The sequence below is a fragment of the Saxibacter everestensis genome, from assembly GCF_025787225.1.
In the GTDB taxonomy this organism is placed as follows: domain Bacteria; phylum Actinomycetota; class Actinomycetes; order Actinomycetales; family Brevibacteriaceae; genus Saxibacter; species Saxibacter everestensis.
Genome location: NZ_CP090958.1, coordinates 3,799,270 through 3,815,318 on the forward strand (window position 1 = coordinate 3,799,270; position 16,049 = coordinate 3,815,318).

A 16,049-nucleotide genomic window follows, 5' to 3' on the forward strand; every position below is an offset into this window, starting at 1 on the left:
TTCATAGTGGTGAAAACGGCGTTAAGCGCATCGGTACGCGTTCTGGTCGTCGACGACGAACAGATCACCGCAGAGGCGCACGCCGAATACATCTCCCGGGTTGAGGGCTTCGAACTGACCGGCGTCGCAGACACCGGCGAAAAGGCACTGGCTCTGATCGATCAGGCCGGCCCGGACGGCCTCGACCTGGTCCTGCTGGACATGAACCTTCCCGATATGCACGGGCTCGACGTCTGCCGGGCTCTCCGGGCGAATTCGAGCGCTGTCGACGTTATCGCGGTGACAGCGGCCCGGGAGCTGCACGTGGTGCAAACCGCCGTCTCGGTCGGCATCATGCAGTACCTGATCAAGCCATTCACCTTTCCTGCATTCCGCGCCAAGCTCGAGTCGTACAGCTCCTACCGCAGCCGCCTGCAGGCCAACGATGACATGACGCAGTCGGAACTGGACGGTGCGTTTGCCGCGCTGCGCACGCCGAACGCCGCGGACCTGCCCAAGGGATTGTCCCGCCCGACGCTGGACACCGTGCTGCAGGCCATGCGCGAGAAGGGGGCGCTTTCGGCCGCCGAATTGGCCGAGTTGATCGGTGTTTCCCGGGTGACTGCGCGCCGCTACCTCGAACAGCTTGCGGATGGCGAAAAGCTGATTCGCGCGCCCCGCTACGGCACGGCTGGGCGCCCCGAACTGGAGTATCGCTGGCCGGAGTCCTGAGGGCGGCTCGACCTCGCTTAACCGGTCCGGCTCGACCGGCGTCCAATCGTGGGTTTGCTGTCCAATCGTGGGTAAAAGCGCACGATTGAATTACAAACCCACGATTGGCGACTACTAGCCGACTTCTACCCTGACCCGGCGCCGAAGCAGCAGAAAGTAGATCAGCGTCAGAATCGCCACGAACGGGATGCCGACCGCGGCGGCCGTCATCATGTCCGGCACCACAAAGGCCGTCGCCGCTACGCCGACGATGCCTATGACGCCGAGCACCGCGGCGGGGATGCCGCCAATCAGCGTGTACGGCGCTTTACCGACTGGATTGCTCCGCCGGTAGGAGATGAACGCCAGCAGGATCAGCACCCAGGTGACAAGCACGCCGAACGTGGCGATCGAGACCAGCAGAACGAAGATGTTTGCCACGTTCGACACCGCGAGGACGGCGGCAAGAACCATCCCCAGCGCGGAAAGCAGCAATGCCGGAACCGGTACGCCCCCGGTGCTGGTATGCCGGAACGGCCGCGGTGCCAGTCCGTCATGCGCCAGTGAGTGCAGCAACCGGGTGGAACCGTACAGGTTGGCGTTGGCTGCCGAGATTGCGGCGATCAGCACCACGATATTGGTGACGGATGCCGCCGCCGGGATGCCGACGCCGGTGAAGACGGTGACGAAGGGGCTGGCCTGCACGCCCGCGACATCCGCCGCCTGTCGCCATGGCGTGATCGCGACGATGATGGCGATCGACACAACATAGAACGCGGCGAGCCGGATCAGCAGGGTGCGCATCGCTGTGCGCACAGACCTCTCTGGCTCTTTCGCCTCCGCCGCGGAGATCGAAATCATCTCCACGCCGACAAAACTGAACATCACGACTGCCATCACCAGCCAGACCGAGCCGATGCCGTTCGGCAGGAAGCCGCCGTCCGCCGTCCACGCAGTGAGGCCGGTGGCGGGCGTCTCGGGCAGGCCGAACACTATGAGCAGCAGGCCGATCAGGATGAAGACGCTGAGTGCGATGACCTTGATGCCGGAAAGGAAGAATTCGATGACGCCGAAGGAACGGACGCTCATCACATTGATGGCGATGATCACCAGCGCGAAGAAGGTGATGCCCACCCACAGCGGCAGTTGAGGCCACCAGAATTGCAGGTAGGTCGCCGCCGCGACGACTTCGCCGCCGATTGCGATAACGGCTGCCGCCCAGTAACACCAGCGTGCCAGGTAGCCCGCCGAAGGCCCGAGATACATTGCGCATTGTGCGCCGAAAGCGCCCCGCACCGGATTCCGGGAAGTCATTTCTCCGAGTGCGCCGCCGATGATGCCCGCGAGCACTGCGCCGATGATGTACGCGAGGATGACGCCCGGGCCGGCAATGCCGATCGCTGTCCCGGAGCCGAGGAAGAGGCCGGTTCCCAGTGCGGATCCCAAGGCGATCATCGTCATCTGCCGGTGCGACAGCGAGCGTTTGAGATCAGTTTTCGTTTCCATAGCCTCGACAAGGGTAGACCCAGCGGCTACGTCGCGCTGAATCCAGCACTGGGGAGCTGGGCTGCAAACAACTCGTGGAGGCTGCGTCGCGGTGATGCCTCCCGAGGGGGCGGCCTGCTACCTCGCGGTTAAACGGCAATCACGCGGACGAGGTCGTCAAGCCCTGCAATGCCGTGACAGCGATAGGGTCGTGGTGCAGGGTTAGACGACTGCCAGGCCGGGCGCAGACGATTTCGGTCTGTAGGGCAGGGGCTCGGGGTACGGGTTGGGGCAGGGGCCTCCGGGTACGGGCCTCGGCATAGGGTCTCCGGGCCCGGGCCTCCGGGCAGAAAGGACGTCGAAATGAATAGCGCCGCCCAGCACGCACGGGTTGAAAGGTTTCGGGAGCTGCATCGGCCCGGTAAGCCACTTCTGCTGCCCAACGCCTGGGACGCCGCCTCGGCTCGGACACTTGCCGGTTCCGGCTTCCAGGCTATCGGCACGACGAGCTATGGCGTGGCGTTATCCGCTGGCAAACCCGATGCCGACGGGCAAACCAGGGCCGAGACACTGAGCCTGGCCAGAACGCTTGCCCGACTCGATGTGCTGGCCACCGTCGACATCGAGGCCGGCTTCTCGGACGACGCCGAGGCGGTTGCAGACCTCGCCGGCGAGCTGGCCCGCCTCGGAATTGCCGGCATCAATATCGAAGACGGCGCGGGCGACGGCGGTCTGCGAAACCTGGATCTGGCGGCCGCCAAGATCCGGGCGATCAAGGAAGCAGTGCCGCAGCTGTTCGTTAACGCGCGCACCGACTCGTACTGGCTGGCCGGAGGCGACGGCGACCTCGATGAAACTCTCAAGCGGTGCAGAGCCTATCGGGACGCCGGCGCGGACGGCGTCTTCGTTCCGTTGCTCGGCGGCCTCGACGCCATCCGCGAGGTCACGTCATCGATCGACGCTCCGCTCAACGTGCTGCACCAGCCTGATGGACCCAGGACAGCGGAGCTGGCTGCCGCCGGGGTGGCCAGAATTAGTAGCGGCTCGCACCTTTTCAGAACGGCGATGGCGGCCATGACCGATGCCATGGCCGCCATCGGGCGCGGGGATGTCAGCTAGTTAGCGAGTGGCGTGCTCCGGATGCTCGGCATGTTCCGGCGACATTGTCAGCTCATCGAACGGGTCCCGGCCGGAAAGCACGTTGACAAGCTGTTCCCGGTCGACTTCCTTGACCCAGGTGCCGATCACGACGCAGGCCACCGCGTTTCCGGCGAAGTTCGTGACGGCGCGGGCCTCAGACATGAACCGGTCGATTCCGACAATCACGCCTACTCCATCCAGCAGATCCGGGCGGTGGGATTGCAGGCCGCCGGCCAGGGTGGCTAAACCGGCCCCCGACACTCCGGCGGCTCCCTTCGAGGCAATAATCATGAACACCAGCAGGCTGATCTGTTCGCCGAGGCTGAATGGCCGGTCCATTGCTTCGGCGATGAACAGCGAGGCCATCGTGAGGTAGATGGCGGTGCCGTCCAGGTTGAAGGAGTACCCGGTGGGCACTGTAATGCCGACCACGGGTTTGGACACGCCCAGGTGTTCCATTTTCGCGATCAGCCGCGGCAGTGCGGTCTCGGATGAGGACGTCGAGACGATGAGCAGGAACTCCCGGCCCAGGTATGCCAGCAGTTTGAAGATGTTGATCTTCGTGGTGATGTAGAGGATCGCGCCGAGAATGCCGAACACAAAGATGGCGCAGGTGATGTAGAAGGCGACCATGATCAGCAGCAGGCCCTGAAGCGCCTTGCCTCCGGAGGCGCCGACCACCGCGGCGATGGCGCCGAACGCGCCGATTGGAGCAGCCCACATCACCATGGCAAGCACCTTGAAGATGACTGTCTGTATTGCCTGGACTCCCTTGAGGAAGGGCTCGGCCCGCTTGCCGAGACTTTGGCAGGCAAATCCGACCAGCAGCGCGACCAGCAGGGTCTGCAGGACACTGCCGGAGGTCAGCGAGGAGAACAGCGATTCAGGAATGATGCCAAGCACGAAATCGACCGAGCCGCCACCCTCGCTTTCCGGTGGCGTGTATGAGGATTCCTGCGCGGCAAGATGCAGGCCCTCGCCGGGCTGAATGATGTTTCCAACGATCAAACCGATCACCAGCGCGAACGTCGACATGGTGATGAAGTAGCCGAGCGCGAGCCCGCCCACCTTTCCGACCGTGGCCGCGCGAGCGACTGCGCCAACGCCGAGGACGATGGTGCAGAAGATGATCGGGGAGATCATCATCTTGATCAGACTGACGAAACCATCGCCAAGCGGTTTCAAGGCGATCCCGGTCTCGGGTGAAACGAAACCGACGAGTATGCCAAGGCCGACCGCCACGATCACCGCAATATAGAGGAGATGTGTATTCGGCTTCTTGCTCTTCTTGGGCGCTATCGCGCCTGTCTCGGATGCCATTGAAACTTCCGCCCTCTTCCGGGGCACAGCGCCCCACATCGTTGTGGATTGGACCGCGACCGGAAGAACCCGTCCCGTCGCGGGTATGAGCATTGCAGAGCGTCCACGCCCTGTCACGGTTGCGTACATAGAGTTCAGATGCGACAGACTTGTGTCATGCGTCTGCCGGTCAGCAACATCACCGACCGGACGCGGAAGCGTGCCGACGGGGTGCGGGACCGCGCCGGGCGGAAGCTGGGTGATGCCGGTTCGGTACGTCGCTGGCTGCGAGGTGGCAGCCTGGCGCAACGCATTCTGGCCTGGCACGTCGTTGCGGTTCTCGTCACTGTCGGCGTGACCCTCGGCCTGAACTACTTCGACGTCCGCACGCAAAATGTTTCCGACGCTGAGCAGAGGGCCCGGGCGGTAGTCTCGACGCTCGCGGATACGCCAACTGTCATCGAGGGCGTGCAAGAGCCCGATCCGGCGGCATCCCTGCAGCCGTACGCCGCCAGGATCAGCGCCGACAACGAGATGGATTTCATTACCATCATGGATGTCGACCGCACCCGGTTCACGCACAGCAATCCGGAGCAAATCGGCAGGAAGTTCATCGGAACCATCGGCCCGGCCCTCGAGGGCGAGACATTCACCGAAACCTACGCGGGAACGCTTGGGCCTTCGGTGCGGGCCGTCGCGCCGGTTCGCGACGCCAACGGTGAGATCGTCGCACTGGTTGCCGCCGGCGTCACTGTGCAGAACATCCAGGCCGACGTGTGGTCCCGAACGCCCTGGATATTGCTGGCCGGCGGAGCCGTCCTGACCCTTGGCCTGATCGGCAGCTGGCTGACGATTCGCAGTCTTCGCCGGGTCACCGGCGATTTCGGCGCCGACGATCTGAGCCGGATGTTTCGCTACTACCAGTCCGTGCTGCACTCGGTTCGCGAAGGCCTTCTGCTGGTGGAACCAGGCAAGGGAGTGGTGCTGCACAATGACGAAGCCAGTCGTTTGCTGGGGATGCCGGCCGGCACGGCACAGGGCGCCCCGATCGAATCCCTCGGACTACCGCAGCCGCTGAGCGAATTACTGCTGACCGGCCGGGAGGCAAGCGACGAATTGTTCTTCACCGATACCCGGGTGCTGGTGGTCAGCCAGCAGGTGGCTCGCCAACTGGACGGCGGTGAAATCGGCCGCGTGGTCACGCTGCGCGACCATACCGACCTGCAGGCACTGACCGGCGAGCTCGATTCCGCCCGTAGCTTCGCCGATTCACTGCGCGCGCAGACGCACGAGTTCACGAACCGTCTGCACACCATCGTGTCGATGATTGAGCTCGGCGCGGTCGATGAGGCGGCGGCGTTTGCCGCGCAGGAGGTGCAGGCGGCCCGTGGTTCCGGCGCGGACCTGTTTGCCAGCCTTGGCGACCCTGTGGTGTCGGCCCTTCTCGTGACGAAGGTGGCGCAGGGACGTGAGCGTGGTGTCGCGGTGGATGTCGACCTGGCTGGGGTGAGCCTGCCCCTCGATGTCGAGTCGCGCGAACTGGTGACGATATTGGGCAACCTGTTGGACAACGCCTTTGAATCGCTCGGCCCGGCGGAAGTCGCCGACGGTTCGGCCCGGCTGGTGCGCGTCGAGATGTCGTCTGATCAGTTGGGTACCCAGATCGAGGTCTCCGATTCGGGAGCGGGAATTCAGGACTCGGACTTGCCGAGCATTTTCGATCGCGGCTGGTCGACGAAGTCGGATCATGGCGCGACGATCCAGGGTCGTGGGCTGGGTCTGACCCTCGTGCGGCAGTCCGTCAATCGGCTGAACGGTTCGATCGAGATGGATTCGGCCGCAGGAGATGATCCGGTGCACGGCGAACTGACCGGAGCCTGTTTTACGATTTGGCTGCCTCGCGTCAACGGCGGTGATCGCGTCAACGGCAGTGATCGCGTCGCCGGCGACAATCTGCTGGGCGGATCAGGCGCATGACCGTCAATGTACTCATCGTCGAAGACCAAAAGACGGCGGCGAAGGCGCACGCCGACTATGTCGGCAGGATCGACGGATTCCGACTCGTCGGAGTCGCGCACAGCGGCATTAAGGCGCTTTCCCTGCTAATGGGTGAACCGCGGACAGCACGCAAATCGCTGCATGTCGACCTGGTCCTGCTGGACATGAATCTCCCGGATATGGCCGGGTTGGAACTGTGCCGAACCCTACGGATGCGTGGCGTAACTGTGGATGTGATCGCGGTGACGGCGGCGCGCGAGCTCGAGATGGTGCAGGGCGCGGTCTCGGCCGGCATCCTGCAATACCTGATCAAACCGTTCACATTTGCCACGTTCCGGGCCAAACTCGTCGGGTATCAGGAGTACCGGACCAAGCTCGGCAATCGACAGATCACCCAGGTAGAGCTGGACCGCGCCTTCGCGGCCTTGCGTGTGACCGGTGACGCTTCGATGCCGAAAGGGCTGGCCGAGCCCACGCTCACCGCTATCGTCGATGAGCTCCGCAGCCGCGGCGTGATGTCGGCGGGAGAAGCGGGCGGGGTCCTCGGGGTCTCCCGAGTGACGGCCCGCCGCTACCTTGAGGCACTGACAAAAGAGGGCAGGGTAGATCGGGTGCCGCGCTATGGCAGCACGGGACGTCCCGAAGTCGAATACCGCTGGATTGGGGACCGCTGAGTCGAGGACCTGTCGGTCGCTCAGCCGGGGTAGCGAACTGAGTCTGCTGACCCGCTAATCTGCGCACCTGCGGGGCGGTCGCCGACGTGAGAGACACCTCACCGTAGCCCGTAGACGTCGGAGCGGTGCGCGATTCGCGTCACGAGGAGCGTCTCCGAAGTCTCATCCATTGAGAAGAGCACACGGTAGTCACCCCGACACGCTGAGCGAAGTCCCTCAAGTTCAACTCTGAGTGGCTTGCTCATCCGCTCAGGGTTGGAAGGCAAGGTGACCGTGACGAACTCGATAATTGCCGTCGCTATCTTTGATGGCAGGCGTTCGACGGCGCGGAGCGCGCTCGGCGCGAACTGGACGTCCCAGCTCACTGTGGCGGCAGCCCGAATCGAGCGCGGACGTCCGCCGCGTTCACGGCTCGGCCGTCCTGCACCGCCATTTGTGCCTCGGCTATGTCATCTCGGATACCTGGTTGGGAGAGCCAGAATAGTGTCTCGTGAAGTGATTCGAGGTCATCTTCGCTCATCAGCACGGCGGCGCCGTGACCGTGACGGGTGATGCGGATGATCTCGTGCTCGCGGTCGGCCTCGTCTACGAGGGCTGAGAGTTTGTCCTTCGCCTCGCTGAGCGCAACGGTTTTCATAGCTAAAATATAGCCTAAGAACTGGCCTGTGAATAGGCGGACTATTAGCCCAGAGCACCTTTGGGTGCCCGCTACGATTCGGCGGATGCCCCGGAGTGTAGCCGCGGTAGGGCGGCGACGAGCGGGGCAAGCTCCGGTATGTCCTGAGCCTCGGCAAGTGCGCGCTCGAGCGTCTGATCGTGGAATGGCCGGGCGTCGTCTAACAGCTTCAGGCCAGCGGGAGTGAGTTCGGTATAGATTCCGCGACGGTCGTCCGCGCACAGTACCCGGGTTAACAGGCTGCGATCCTCGAGCCGGTTAACCAATCTGGTGGTAGCGCTGGCGCTCAGGGCGGTGGCCCGGGCGAGTTGCTGCATCCGCATGTGCCAACCGTCCTGGCGACCCAGGGCGTCCAGGACGGTGAATTCAACCACCGAAAGCTGAGCCTCGGCCTGCAGGCTTCTTTCCAGTTCGGTCTCGATCATTCCATGCAGCGCGGCAAGCGTGCGCCAGCCCTGTGCCCGGACCTCGACGGCGTCGTCCCTGATGCCCATCACTTCGCCTTTCTGTGCAGTCACTCTCCACGCGGCAGCCGCGCAAATGCAATATAGTTGCTTGCGCGGCATAATTGCGTATGCAACAATAAATACCGCGTGTGCAACTACCAGCATACGCGTTCCAGGCAGTCTTCATCAGGAGTGCAACTGTGCCCATTGGTCTGATAGCTCTCGCGATCGGCGGATTCGGAATCGGGCTCACCGAGTTCGTCATCATGGGCCTGCTGCCCGAGGTGGCCGCGGATTTCCAGGTGAATGAGGCCGCCGCCGGCTGGCTGATCTCCGGGTACGCCCTGAGTGTTGTAATCGGTGCGCTGGGCCTGACCGCGGCGGTGACCCGTTTCGCCCGCAAGCCGGTCCTGGCGTCGCTGCTGGTGCTGTTCATCGTCGGCAACCTGCTCTCGGCGCTGGCGCCCGACTACTCCGCGATGTTGCTGGGCCGCATTATCGCCGCGCTCTGTCATGGTGCGTTCTTCGGAATCGGCGCGGTCGTCGCCGCGGACATGGTCGTTCCGGCAAAGAAGGCCGGTGCGATCGCCATCATGTTCACCGGGCTGACCGCGGCCAATGTGCTCGGCGTGCCCTTTGGCACCTTGTTGGGTCAGGCGGCGGGCTGGCGCTCGACGTTCTGGGCGATTACGGCAATCGGTGTCGTCGCCCTGGTGGGAATCCTGGTGCTCGTGCCGAACTCCAGTCAGGCTGCGCAGGCAGCGGGCCTGCGCAGCGAACTGCTCGCCTTTCGTTCGAAGCAGGTATGGCTCTCGATCGCGGTCACGGTGCTTGGATTCGGCGGGATGTTCGGAGCGTTCACCTACATCGCGTTCACGCTGACCGCCGTCAGTGGTTTCGCGGCATCCGCCGTCCCGTGGTTGCTCATCCTGTTCGGAATCGGCCTCTTCATCGGAAACGCCATCGGCGGCAAGGCAGCCGATCGCAATGTCGATGCAACGCTTCTGGTTGTGCTGGTAGCGCTGACCGCCATCCTGGCTCTCTTTGCGCTGACTGCCCGCAATCCGATCGCTTCCATCGTCGCGTTGGTGCTTATGGGCGGGTTCGGCTTCGCGACGGTGCCCGGCCTGCAAACCCGGGTGATGGCGTATGCCAAGCAGGCGCCGACGCTTGCCTCCGGTGCCAACATTGCCGCCTTCAACCTTGGCAATGCGCTAGGAGCCTGGCTGGGCGGGACCATGATTGCCGCGGGCCTCGGCTACACCTCGCCGATCTGGGCCGGTGCCGGACTCACCCTGATGGCGGTGGCAGTCATGACCGTCGCCGCCACAACCGTGAACCGGCAGTCGGCGACGGCTGATCGCGCGACCGTCCCGGCCGGTCGGTCGGGTATCGGGCTAGGTTGTGCCGGCCGGGAATGATCGATGCCCCCTGTCGGTTACCTCAGGCATGCCCGGAACCCTAAAAGTAGACATCTGGTCCGATATCGCCTGCCCGTGGTGCTACATCGGAAAACGCAAGTTCGACCGCGGGATTGAAGACTTCCGTGCCGCCGCCGGCGACGACGCGCCGGCCGTCGAGGTCGCATATCACAGCTTCGAGCTGGCTCCGGATACTCCTGTTGATTTCGAGGGCAGTGAAGCGGAGTTCCTTCAGTCGCACAAAGGGATGCCCGCTTCGCAGGTTCGGGACATGCTCGGCCGGGTGACGGCGATCGCCAATGAGACCGGCCTCGACTACAACTTCGATGCTCTCCAGCACACGAACACGGTGAAGGCGCATCAACTGCTGCACTATGCGAAATCACGTGGCAGGCAGCTGGAGGCAAAGGAACGACTGCTTCGCGCCTACTTCATCGAGGGCCGGCATATCGGCCGGGATGCGGATCTCGCGGACCTCGCCGCCGAGATCGGCCTGGACCGGGATGATGTCCTGCGCTCCCTGAGCGAGAACGAGCACCTTGAGGAGGTGCGGGCAGACCAGGCCCTGGCTCAGCAGTACGGCATCACCGGGGTGCCGTTCTTCGTATTCGATGGCAAGTATGGCGTCTCGGGAGCGCAGGAGCCAGCCAGCTTCGCGCAGGTGCTTGACCAGGTGTGGAATGAGCGGGAGAAGGTTTGACCATCGGAGAGAATCACTCCGGCGAGGTTGCCGCGGAGTTGGAAGCCGAGTCTGATGCCGAAGTGGCTGCGCCGGCGGCCGGCCCCGAATCGTCGGTGCCCGACGCACCTGCCGGTCTGACCATGCTGGGCTCGACCGAAGCGGGCGCCTGCGATGGTGACGGGTGCGCCTTGCCGTCACTCTGAGCTATTCCTCCCAGATCGGCGGCGTGAAGGCGTTACGGGTGCGGCGTAGCTCGTCGCGATGAAGTTCGCTCAGCCTGGATAGTACCGTTTCCCCCTCAGGGGTCAGCAGCACCTGAACCGCTCGTGCGTCATCGGGGTGCGGTGCCCGGCGGACGAGCTCCTGCTTCTGTGCGCGGTTGACCAGCTCGACCACACTGTGGTGCCGGAGCTGAAGCCGTTCGGCCAGCTCTTGAACCGTGGCCCATTCCTTGCCCGGGTATCCCTTCAGGGCCAGGAGCAGCTGATAGTGCTGCGAGGTCAGGCCGTAACTGCGAACTGTCTCCTCGCTGAAGCGGAGATAGCGGCGGATCCCGAAGCGGAACCTGGCCAGCTCCTCGAAGTCCTGTTTGCTCAGTGGTTCCGACTTACTGAGTGGCTCCGCCTCGGCGTGCCTGTCTGCTAATGCCACTTTCACAGCACATCACGTCTTCTCGGTTGTTATCGAATGACACTCCGCAACCTAGTATATCTCGTGCTACGATATTTGTGTGTCGATCGCCCAGGGGTGAGGGCATCGCGAGTGGCACCGGAGGAGGTGCGTCATGCTCAGTGAAAGTGAACGTTCGAGGCTGCAACAGATCGAGCGTCAGCTCATCGATGATGACCCGCGGCTTGCCTTGTCATTCAGCCGCTCGAAACCGCCGCGCAGGCCACGAAGCCCTGATGGCATCGGCTGGTGGCGCAGGTTCAACTGGCGTCGATTTGCCAATTGGTTGGCCTTTTCCGCGCTTTTCGTCGTGATGACTCTCGGCTCTGGCCTGTATGGAAGCCTGATGGCCCTGCTGCTCGCCGCGATCGCAGTGGTTACCTCACGCCTGTGGCGTCGTTACTACGAAGAAGAAGGCAACGGGACCGCAGAGCCGCCGGGCGCCCAACACGACTAATGCTTGCCTGCTCTATCGGAGGTTGAAATGATCATCGCTTATATCGCGCTCGGCGTGCTCGCGTTGGGCATGCTCCTGATCGGGAAGAGCGTTCGGATCGTCAAGCAGTATGAACGAGGAGTGGTTTTCCGGCTTGGCCGGGTCAACGAGAGGCCCCGGCGTCCCGGGCTCGCCATGATCGTCCCGGGTGTCGAGAAGCTGCAAAAGGTGAGCATGCAGATCGTCACCATGCCGGTTCCCGCACAGGAAGGAATCACCCGGGACAACGTGACGGTCCGCGTTGACGCCGTCATTTACTTCAAGGTCGTTGACCCGGTACGGGCCGTCGTCGATGTCGAGGACTATGGATTCGCGGTCGGCCAGGTGGCGCAGACGTCCTTGCGTTCGATCATCGGTAAGAGCGATCTGGATGACCTGCTCACCAACCGGGAAATGATGAATCAAGGCCTTGAAGTGATGATCGACAGCCCGGCGGTGGACTGGGGTGTCCATATCGATCGGGTTGAAATCAAGGACGTCGCCCTTCCCGAGTCGATGAAGCGCTCGATGTCCCGGCAAGCCGAGGCCGAGCGGGAACGGCGTGCCCGGGTGATCACCGCCGAAGGCGAGCTGCAGGCTTCCGAACGTCTTTCTCAGGCGGCCAGTGTGATGGCGGAAACACCCGCCGCGCTCCAGCTGCGCCTGCTGCAGACCGTCGTCGAAGTGGCGGCGGAAAAGAACTCCACCCTGGTGCTGCCATTTCCGGTGGAACTGCTCCGCTTCCTCGAGCGGTCGACCCCTTCGGTGCGGCCGGATAATCAGGCCGACGCTTCGACGGAGAAGTTGCGTGACGGTTTTGCCGGCCTGGCCGCAGCGCTTTCGGATGCGGTGGGTTCGGCCGGTGCCGGCGCAACCGGGACCGGGACCGACAAGGGTGCGGCCGTCTCATCCGATTCCGCGAACGCTCGTCCGGAAGGACGCGCACCGGAGCTGCGTGCCTCCGACGTGCGGATACCTGCTGAGATCGGAGCCGGCATCTAGAACCGACGTGCCGGTTGCGGGCGGGGCTGTGCGCGCGGCGGCCTGACTACGTGACTACGTCCACCAGCCGGGCGGCGATGCCGGTGTAGGAGGCCGGCGTCATCGCGGCGATGCGCTCTTCTACGTCTTCGGGCAGCCCGAGTCCGCGAACGAACTCGACCAGCGACGACTGATCCACCCGGCGTCCGCGAGTCAGTTCCTTCAGTCGCTCGTACGGGTTCTCCATGCCGGGAACGCCTGCCACGCTTGCCGCGCGCATTGCTGACTGGATGGGTTCGCCCAGCACTTCCCAGTTGCTGTCCAGATCCGATTCGAGTGCCCCTGGATTGACGTCGAGGCCGGCCAGGCCGCGCTGCACATTGGACAGCGCCAGAAGTGAATGACCGAAGGCGATTCCGATGTTGCGCTGCGATGAGGAATCGGTGAGGTCACGCTGCAACCGTGACGTCACCAGGGTTGCCGCCAGGGTGTCGAACAGGGAGCAGGAGATTTCGAGATTCGCCTCGGCATTCTCGAAGCGGATCGGGTTGACCTTGTGTGGCATCGTTGAGCTTCCGACGGTGCCCTGCCCGCGAACCTGGGCGAAGTACCCCAGCGAGATATAGGTCCAGACATCGGTGGCGAGGTTGTGCAGGATCCGGTTGAACCGGGACACGTCCGCGTACAGCTCCGCCTGCCAGTCGTGCGACTCGATCTGCGTCGTCAACGGGTTGTATGCCAGGCCGAGGCCTTCGACGTAGTCCTGCGCGATCGAAGGCCAGTCGGCGTCCGGCACGGCCGCGAGGTGGGCGCCGAAGGTCCCGGTCGCGCCGTTGATCTTGCCCAGGAACTCGGCGGCTTCGATTCGGCGGATCTGGCGGCCGAGCCGGTGTGCCAGGACCGCAAGTTCCTTGCCCAGCGTGGTCGGGCTCGCCGGCTGCCCGTGCGTGCGTGACAACATCGACGCGTTCCGGTTCTCATCGGCCATCCGGGCGATATCTGCGACGAGCGACTTCGCGGCCGGCAGCCAGACCTGCTGCACGGCGCCCTTGATATTCAGGGCGTAGGACAGGTTGTTGATGTCCTCGCTGGTGCAGGCGAAGTGCACGAGTTCGGTGAGGTCGTCGGCACCAAGCGCCGTGAGGGTGTTCTTGATGTAATACTCGACGGCCTTGACGTCATGCACGGTCTCCCGCTCGATGACTGCCAGGGCCTCGATGGCATTCTCGTCGAAGTCGCTGACCAGGGCACGTAGCTGTGACTTCTCGTCGTCGCTCAGTCGGCGTGCTCCGGGAACTACCTGATGGTCGGTGAGGTGGATCAGCCACTCGACCTCGACGTGCACCCGTTCACGGTTCAGCGCCGCCTCGGATAGATGGTCGACAAGGACGGCGACATCCTTGCGGTATCGACCGTCGAGCGGGCCTAGGGCAACGGCAGGTGAAATTGCGGCAAGAGAGCGACGTTCAGGCATGCCTTTATCGTCTCACGACGGTCTGACAAGCCATTAGTCTCGTGCTCGACCTGGCTTGCCCTCACTCGTCCGGCGTCATCGAGGCATTGCCGCCGATGGAGTCGCTGCCGCCGACGGAATCGTCTAAGGACCGCAACTTATCGGCTGCTTTCTCGTCCGCGTTGTGCTTACCCTCATCGGAGTAGTCGGAATCATCCGTACAACTCGGCCCGACACAGCCGACACAGCTGGTCCCGCCGACGCAGCCGGTCCCGGGTCCCGCTGATGTCGAAGTCGAACAGGAAGGACATCGCTGATGAAGATTGATTCACTCTGGCACGGCCGATTCTGGACCGGAGACCCAGACCATCCCGAGGCCCGGACGATAGGCGTTCACAACGGCCGGATAGTCGCCGTCGACGAGATCGGCGGTCTTGAGGCGAAAACCGAGTTCGACTTCGGACAGACGCGGGTAATTCCGGGTCTGCACGACGCGCACCATCACACTATGGGCACCGGCGAGCAGCTGGCCATGGTCGATCTGCGGTACCCGAAGGTGAAAACCCTCGACGAGCTCTACGACGCGCTCGCCGAGCGGGCGGCTCAACTTCCGGCTGACGCCTGGGTTCGCGGCAGCGGATACGACCAGAACCGGCTCGGCGATCATCCAACCGCGGAGGGCCTCGACCGGGCGGTGGGCGGCCGGCCGGCGATCGTCGAGCATGTCTCACACCACATGATCGTCGCGAACACCCGGGCATTCGAACTCGCCGGCGCACCGGATCGCCTCGGGTATCCAGATGTTCCCGGCGGACGGGTCCTCCGGGACAGGGACGGGCGTGCGAGCGGTCTGCTCCAGGAGAACGCGGGTGAACGAATTCGCCTTGAAGGGGCCAAGGTCACCGCGGAGGAATCGATCGAACACCTCCGGCTCGCCTCGGACCAGGCTGTGTCCTACGGTCTGACCAGCCTGACCGAGCCAGGCGTTCTGGTCGGCGGTGCGTTGGGAATCAATGCTCCGGTGCTCAACTCGTACCAAACGGCGATCGAAACGGACGTTCTCCGGCCACGGATGACCGTGATGCCCTTCCATCAGATTCTGCACGGCCTCGAACTCAACGCCGACGGGATGAAGACGCTCGACTTGGGTATCCGTACCGGATTCGGTGATGACCGGTTGCGCTTCGGGCCGGTGAAGATCATCTCCGACGGATCACTGATCGGCCGGTCGGCCGCCGTGCACGATTGTTTCTGCGGTGAGCAGGACAACCTCGGCGTCATGGTGGTCGACCCGGCGGAGCTGCGCGACCTCGTTCTCGCGTTTCACGCCGCGGGATGGACAGTGGCGACCCATGCGATCGGGGATCGCGCTATCGACCATGCCCTTGACGCCTTCGCCGCGGCTCAAGCTGCCCTGCCGCGGGCCGTCCGGCACCGGATCGAGCATTTCGCCATCGCAACCGATGCCCAGGTGAGCAGGTGTGCCGAGCTCGGCGTGATCCCGGTGCCGCAGGGCGTGTTCATCTCGGAGTTCGGCGATGGGATCGTCAACGCCATCGGTGCGGAGCGAGCCCTCGGTACCTACCGGATGCGGTCCCTGCTCGACGCCGGCATGGTGGTGCCTGGATCGACGGACTCCCCGGTCTCCGACGCGAATCCGCTCGTGTCGATCCACGACCTCGTCAATCGTGAGACGTCCTCTGGGGCGCCGTTCGGCCCGGCGGAGCGGGTCAGCATCGCCGAGGCGCTGCAGGCCTACACATACGGATCCGCCTACGCGGTGAACAGGGAGAGCGATGTCGGAACGCTGAGGATCGGCCAGCTCGCCGACTTCGTGGCGCTCAGCGATGACGTGCTCGCCGTCGAGGCCGCGCGGATCAAGGACACCACCGTGACCGCGACCGTGATCGGCGGTGAGCTCTTGCTCGGTGCGGACGTAGTGCCGCAGTGCTGAGGGCCG

Annotated in this window: 17 protein-coding genes; 10 read left to right on the plus strand and 7 right to left on the minus strand. The window is 63.9% G+C overall.

Translation table 11 applies throughout. The annotated features are described in order from the left end of the window. The first annotated feature begins 9 nt into the window (after positions 1–9). Positions 10–711 carry a response regulator gene (locus LWF01_RS17930; protein WP_349638735.1) on the plus strand — a complete coding sequence of 234 codons (702 nt, stop codon included), beginning with the start codon at positions 10–12 and terminating at the stop codon, positions 709–711. A gap of 114 nt (positions 712–825) precedes the next feature. Here LWF01_RS17930 and LWF01_RS17935 read toward each other — a convergent pair whose 3' ends face one another. After that, positions 826–2,196: an amino acid permease gene (locus LWF01_RS17935; protein WP_349638736.1), complete on the minus strand. Its 1,371-nt coding sequence runs from the start codon at positions 2,194–2,196 to the stop codon at positions 826–828. A gap of 342 nt (positions 2,197–2,538) precedes the next feature. Between LWF01_RS17935 and LWF01_RS17940 the strand changes: the two genes are divergently transcribed. Further along, positions 2,539–3,294 (plus strand): isocitrate lyase/PEP mutase family protein, encoded by a 756-nt coding sequence (locus LWF01_RS17940; RefSeq protein WP_349638737.1) that lies wholly within the window; start codon positions 2,539–2,541, stop codon positions 3,292–3,294. Here the strand turns inward: LWF01_RS17940 and LWF01_RS17945 are convergent, their stop codons facing one another. Continuing rightward, positions 3,295–4,635 carry a cation:dicarboxylate symporter family transporter gene (locus tag LWF01_RS17945; RefSeq protein ID WP_349638738.1) on the minus strand — a complete coding sequence of 447 codons (1,341 nt, stop codon included), beginning with the start codon at positions 4,633–4,635 and terminating at the stop codon, positions 3,295–3,297. Between the two features lie 156 nt (positions 4,636–4,791). Here LWF01_RS17945 and LWF01_RS17950 point away from each other — a divergent pair, with 156 nt between their 5' ends. Then, the gene (locus LWF01_RS17950; RefSeq protein WP_349638739.1) at positions 4,792–6,591 is read left to right on the plus strand and encodes an ATP-binding protein; all 1,800 of its coding nucleotides are present in this window, start codon (positions 4,792–4,794) and stop codon (positions 6,589–6,591) included. Beyond that, positions 6,588–7,286 (plus strand): response regulator, encoded by a 699-nt coding sequence (locus LWF01_RS17955; RefSeq protein WP_349638740.1) that lies wholly within the window; start codon positions 6,588–6,590, stop codon positions 7,284–7,286. The genes LWF01_RS17950 and LWF01_RS17955 overlap by 4 nt, the downstream gene beginning before the upstream one ends. 98 nt (positions 7,287–7,384) lie before the next feature. On the opposite strand, the gene LWF01_RS17960 is transcribed toward LWF01_RS17955, so the two are convergent. The 3 genes from LWF01_RS17960 to LWF01_RS17970 form a co-directional block, all read right to left on the minus strand. Then, positions 7,385–7,651, minus strand: coding sequence for a type II toxin-antitoxin system RelE family toxin (locus LWF01_RS17960; RefSeq protein WP_349638741.1), 267 nt, complete (start codon positions 7,649–7,651; stop codon positions 7,385–7,387). Beyond that, entirely contained in the window at positions 7,648–7,923 is a 276-nt protein-coding gene (locus LWF01_RS17965) for a type II toxin-antitoxin system Phd/YefM family antitoxin (protein WP_349638742.1), read from the minus strand. Before LWF01_RS17965 ends, LWF01_RS17960 begins: the two co-directional genes overlap by 4 nt. Positions 7,924–7,994: 71 nt before the next feature. Beyond that, positions 7,995–8,456 carry a MarR family winged helix-turn-helix transcriptional regulator gene (locus tag LWF01_RS17970; protein ID WP_349640954.1) on the minus strand — a complete coding sequence of 154 codons (462 nt, stop codon included), beginning with the start codon at positions 8,454–8,456 and terminating at the stop codon, positions 7,995–7,997. Positions 8,457–8,608: 152 nt separating this feature from the next. On the opposite strand from LWF01_RS17970, the gene LWF01_RS17975 reads away from it, so the two are divergent. The 3 genes from LWF01_RS17975 to LWF01_RS17985 are packed head-to-tail and all read left to right on the plus strand — an operon-like array spanning position 8,609 to position 10,714. After that, positions 8,609–9,829 carry an MFS transporter gene (locus LWF01_RS17975; RefSeq protein ID WP_349638743.1) on the plus strand — a complete coding sequence of 407 codons (1,221 nt, stop codon included), beginning with the start codon at positions 8,609–8,611 and terminating at the stop codon, positions 9,827–9,829. A gap of 28 nt (positions 9,830–9,857) precedes the next feature. Beyond that, on the plus strand, positions 9,858–10,529 hold the full coding sequence (locus LWF01_RS17980; RefSeq protein WP_349638744.1) for a DsbA family oxidoreductase: 672 nt from the start codon (positions 9,858–9,860) through the stop codon (positions 10,527–10,529). Continuing rightward, positions 10,526–10,714, plus strand: coding sequence for a hypothetical protein (locus LWF01_RS17985; protein ID WP_349638745.1), 189 nt, complete (start codon positions 10,526–10,528; stop codon positions 10,712–10,714). Before LWF01_RS17980 ends, LWF01_RS17985 begins: the two co-directional genes overlap by 4 nt. Before the next feature lies 1 nt (position 10,715). Here LWF01_RS17985 and LWF01_RS17990 read toward each other — a convergent pair whose 3' ends face one another. After that, complete coding sequence (locus LWF01_RS17990) at positions 10,716–11,162, minus strand: MarR family winged helix-turn-helix transcriptional regulator (protein WP_349638746.1); 447 nt, start codon at positions 11,160–11,162, stop codon at positions 10,716–10,718. 133 nt (positions 11,163–11,295) lie between these two features. Here LWF01_RS17990 and LWF01_RS17995 point away from each other — a divergent pair, with 133 nt between their 5' ends. Both LWF01_RS17995 and LWF01_RS18000 read left to right on the plus strand, forming a co-directional pair. Continuing rightward, positions 11,296–11,637, plus strand: coding sequence for a DUF3040 domain-containing protein (locus LWF01_RS17995; RefSeq protein ID WP_349638747.1), 342 nt, complete (start codon positions 11,296–11,298; stop codon positions 11,635–11,637). A gap of 27 nt (positions 11,638–11,664) precedes the next feature. Further along, entirely contained in the window at positions 11,665–12,657 is a 993-nt protein-coding gene (locus LWF01_RS18000; protein ID WP_349638748.1) for a slipin family protein, read from the plus strand. Positions 12,658–12,703: 46 nt separating this feature from the next. On the opposite strand, the gene purB is transcribed toward LWF01_RS18000, so the two are convergent. Continuing rightward, positions 12,704–14,110 carry an adenylosuccinate lyase gene (gene purB, locus LWF01_RS18005; protein WP_349638749.1) on the minus strand — a complete coding sequence of 469 codons (1,407 nt, stop codon included), beginning with the start codon at positions 14,108–14,110 and terminating at the stop codon, positions 12,704–12,706. 295 nt (positions 14,111–14,405) lie between these two features. On the opposite strand from purB, the gene LWF01_RS18010 reads away from it, so the two are divergent. Beyond that, positions 14,406–16,043: an amidohydrolase gene (locus LWF01_RS18010; protein WP_349638750.1), complete on the plus strand. Its 1,638-nt coding sequence runs from the start codon at positions 14,406–14,408 to the stop codon at positions 16,041–16,043. Positions 16,044–16,049: the final 6 nt, after the last annotated feature.

Coding starts and splice junctions, on each gene's coding strand:
- LWF01_RS17935 (WP_349638736.1), bottom strand. CDS start 2,196: ATGGAAACGAAAACTGATCTCAAACGCTCGCTGTCGCACCGGCAGATG.
- LWF01_RS17940 (WP_349638737.1), top strand. CDS start 2,539: ATGAATAGCGCCGCCCAGCACGCACGGGTTGAAAGGTTTCGGGAGCTG.
- LWF01_RS17945 (WP_349638738.1), bottom strand. CDS start 4,635: ATGGCATCCGAGACAGGCGCGATAGCGCCCAAGAAGAGCAAGAAGCCG.
- LWF01_RS17950 (WP_349638739.1), top strand. CDS start 4,792: ATGCGTCTGCCGGTCAGCAACATCACCGACCGGACGCGGAAGCGTGCC.
- LWF01_RS17955 (WP_349638740.1), top strand. CDS start 6,588: ATGACCGTCAATGTACTCATCGTCGAAGACCAAAAGACGGCGGCGAAG.
- LWF01_RS17965 (WP_349638742.1), bottom strand. CDS start 7,923: ATGAAAACCGTTGCGCTCAGCGAGGCGAAGGACAAACTCTCAGCCCTC.
- LWF01_RS17970 (WP_349640954.1), bottom strand. CDS start 8,456: ATGGGCATCAGGGACGACGCCGTCGAGGTCCGGGCACAGGGCTGGCGC.
- LWF01_RS17980 (WP_349638744.1), top strand. CDS start 9,858: ATGCCCGGAACCCTAAAAGTAGACATCTGGTCCGATATCGCCTGCCCG.
- LWF01_RS17995 (WP_349638747.1), top strand. CDS start 11,296: ATGCTCAGTGAAAGTGAACGTTCGAGGCTGCAACAGATCGAGCGTCAG.
- LWF01_RS18000 (WP_349638748.1), top strand. CDS start 11,665: ATGATCATCGCTTATATCGCGCTCGGCGTGCTCGCGTTGGGCATGCTC.
- purB (WP_349638749.1), bottom strand. CDS start 14,110: ATGCCTGAACGTCGCTCTCTTGCCGCAATTTCACCTGCCGTTGCCCTA.
- LWF01_RS18010 (WP_349638750.1), top strand. CDS start 14,406: ATGAAGATTGATTCACTCTGGCACGGCCGATTCTGGACCGGAGACCCA.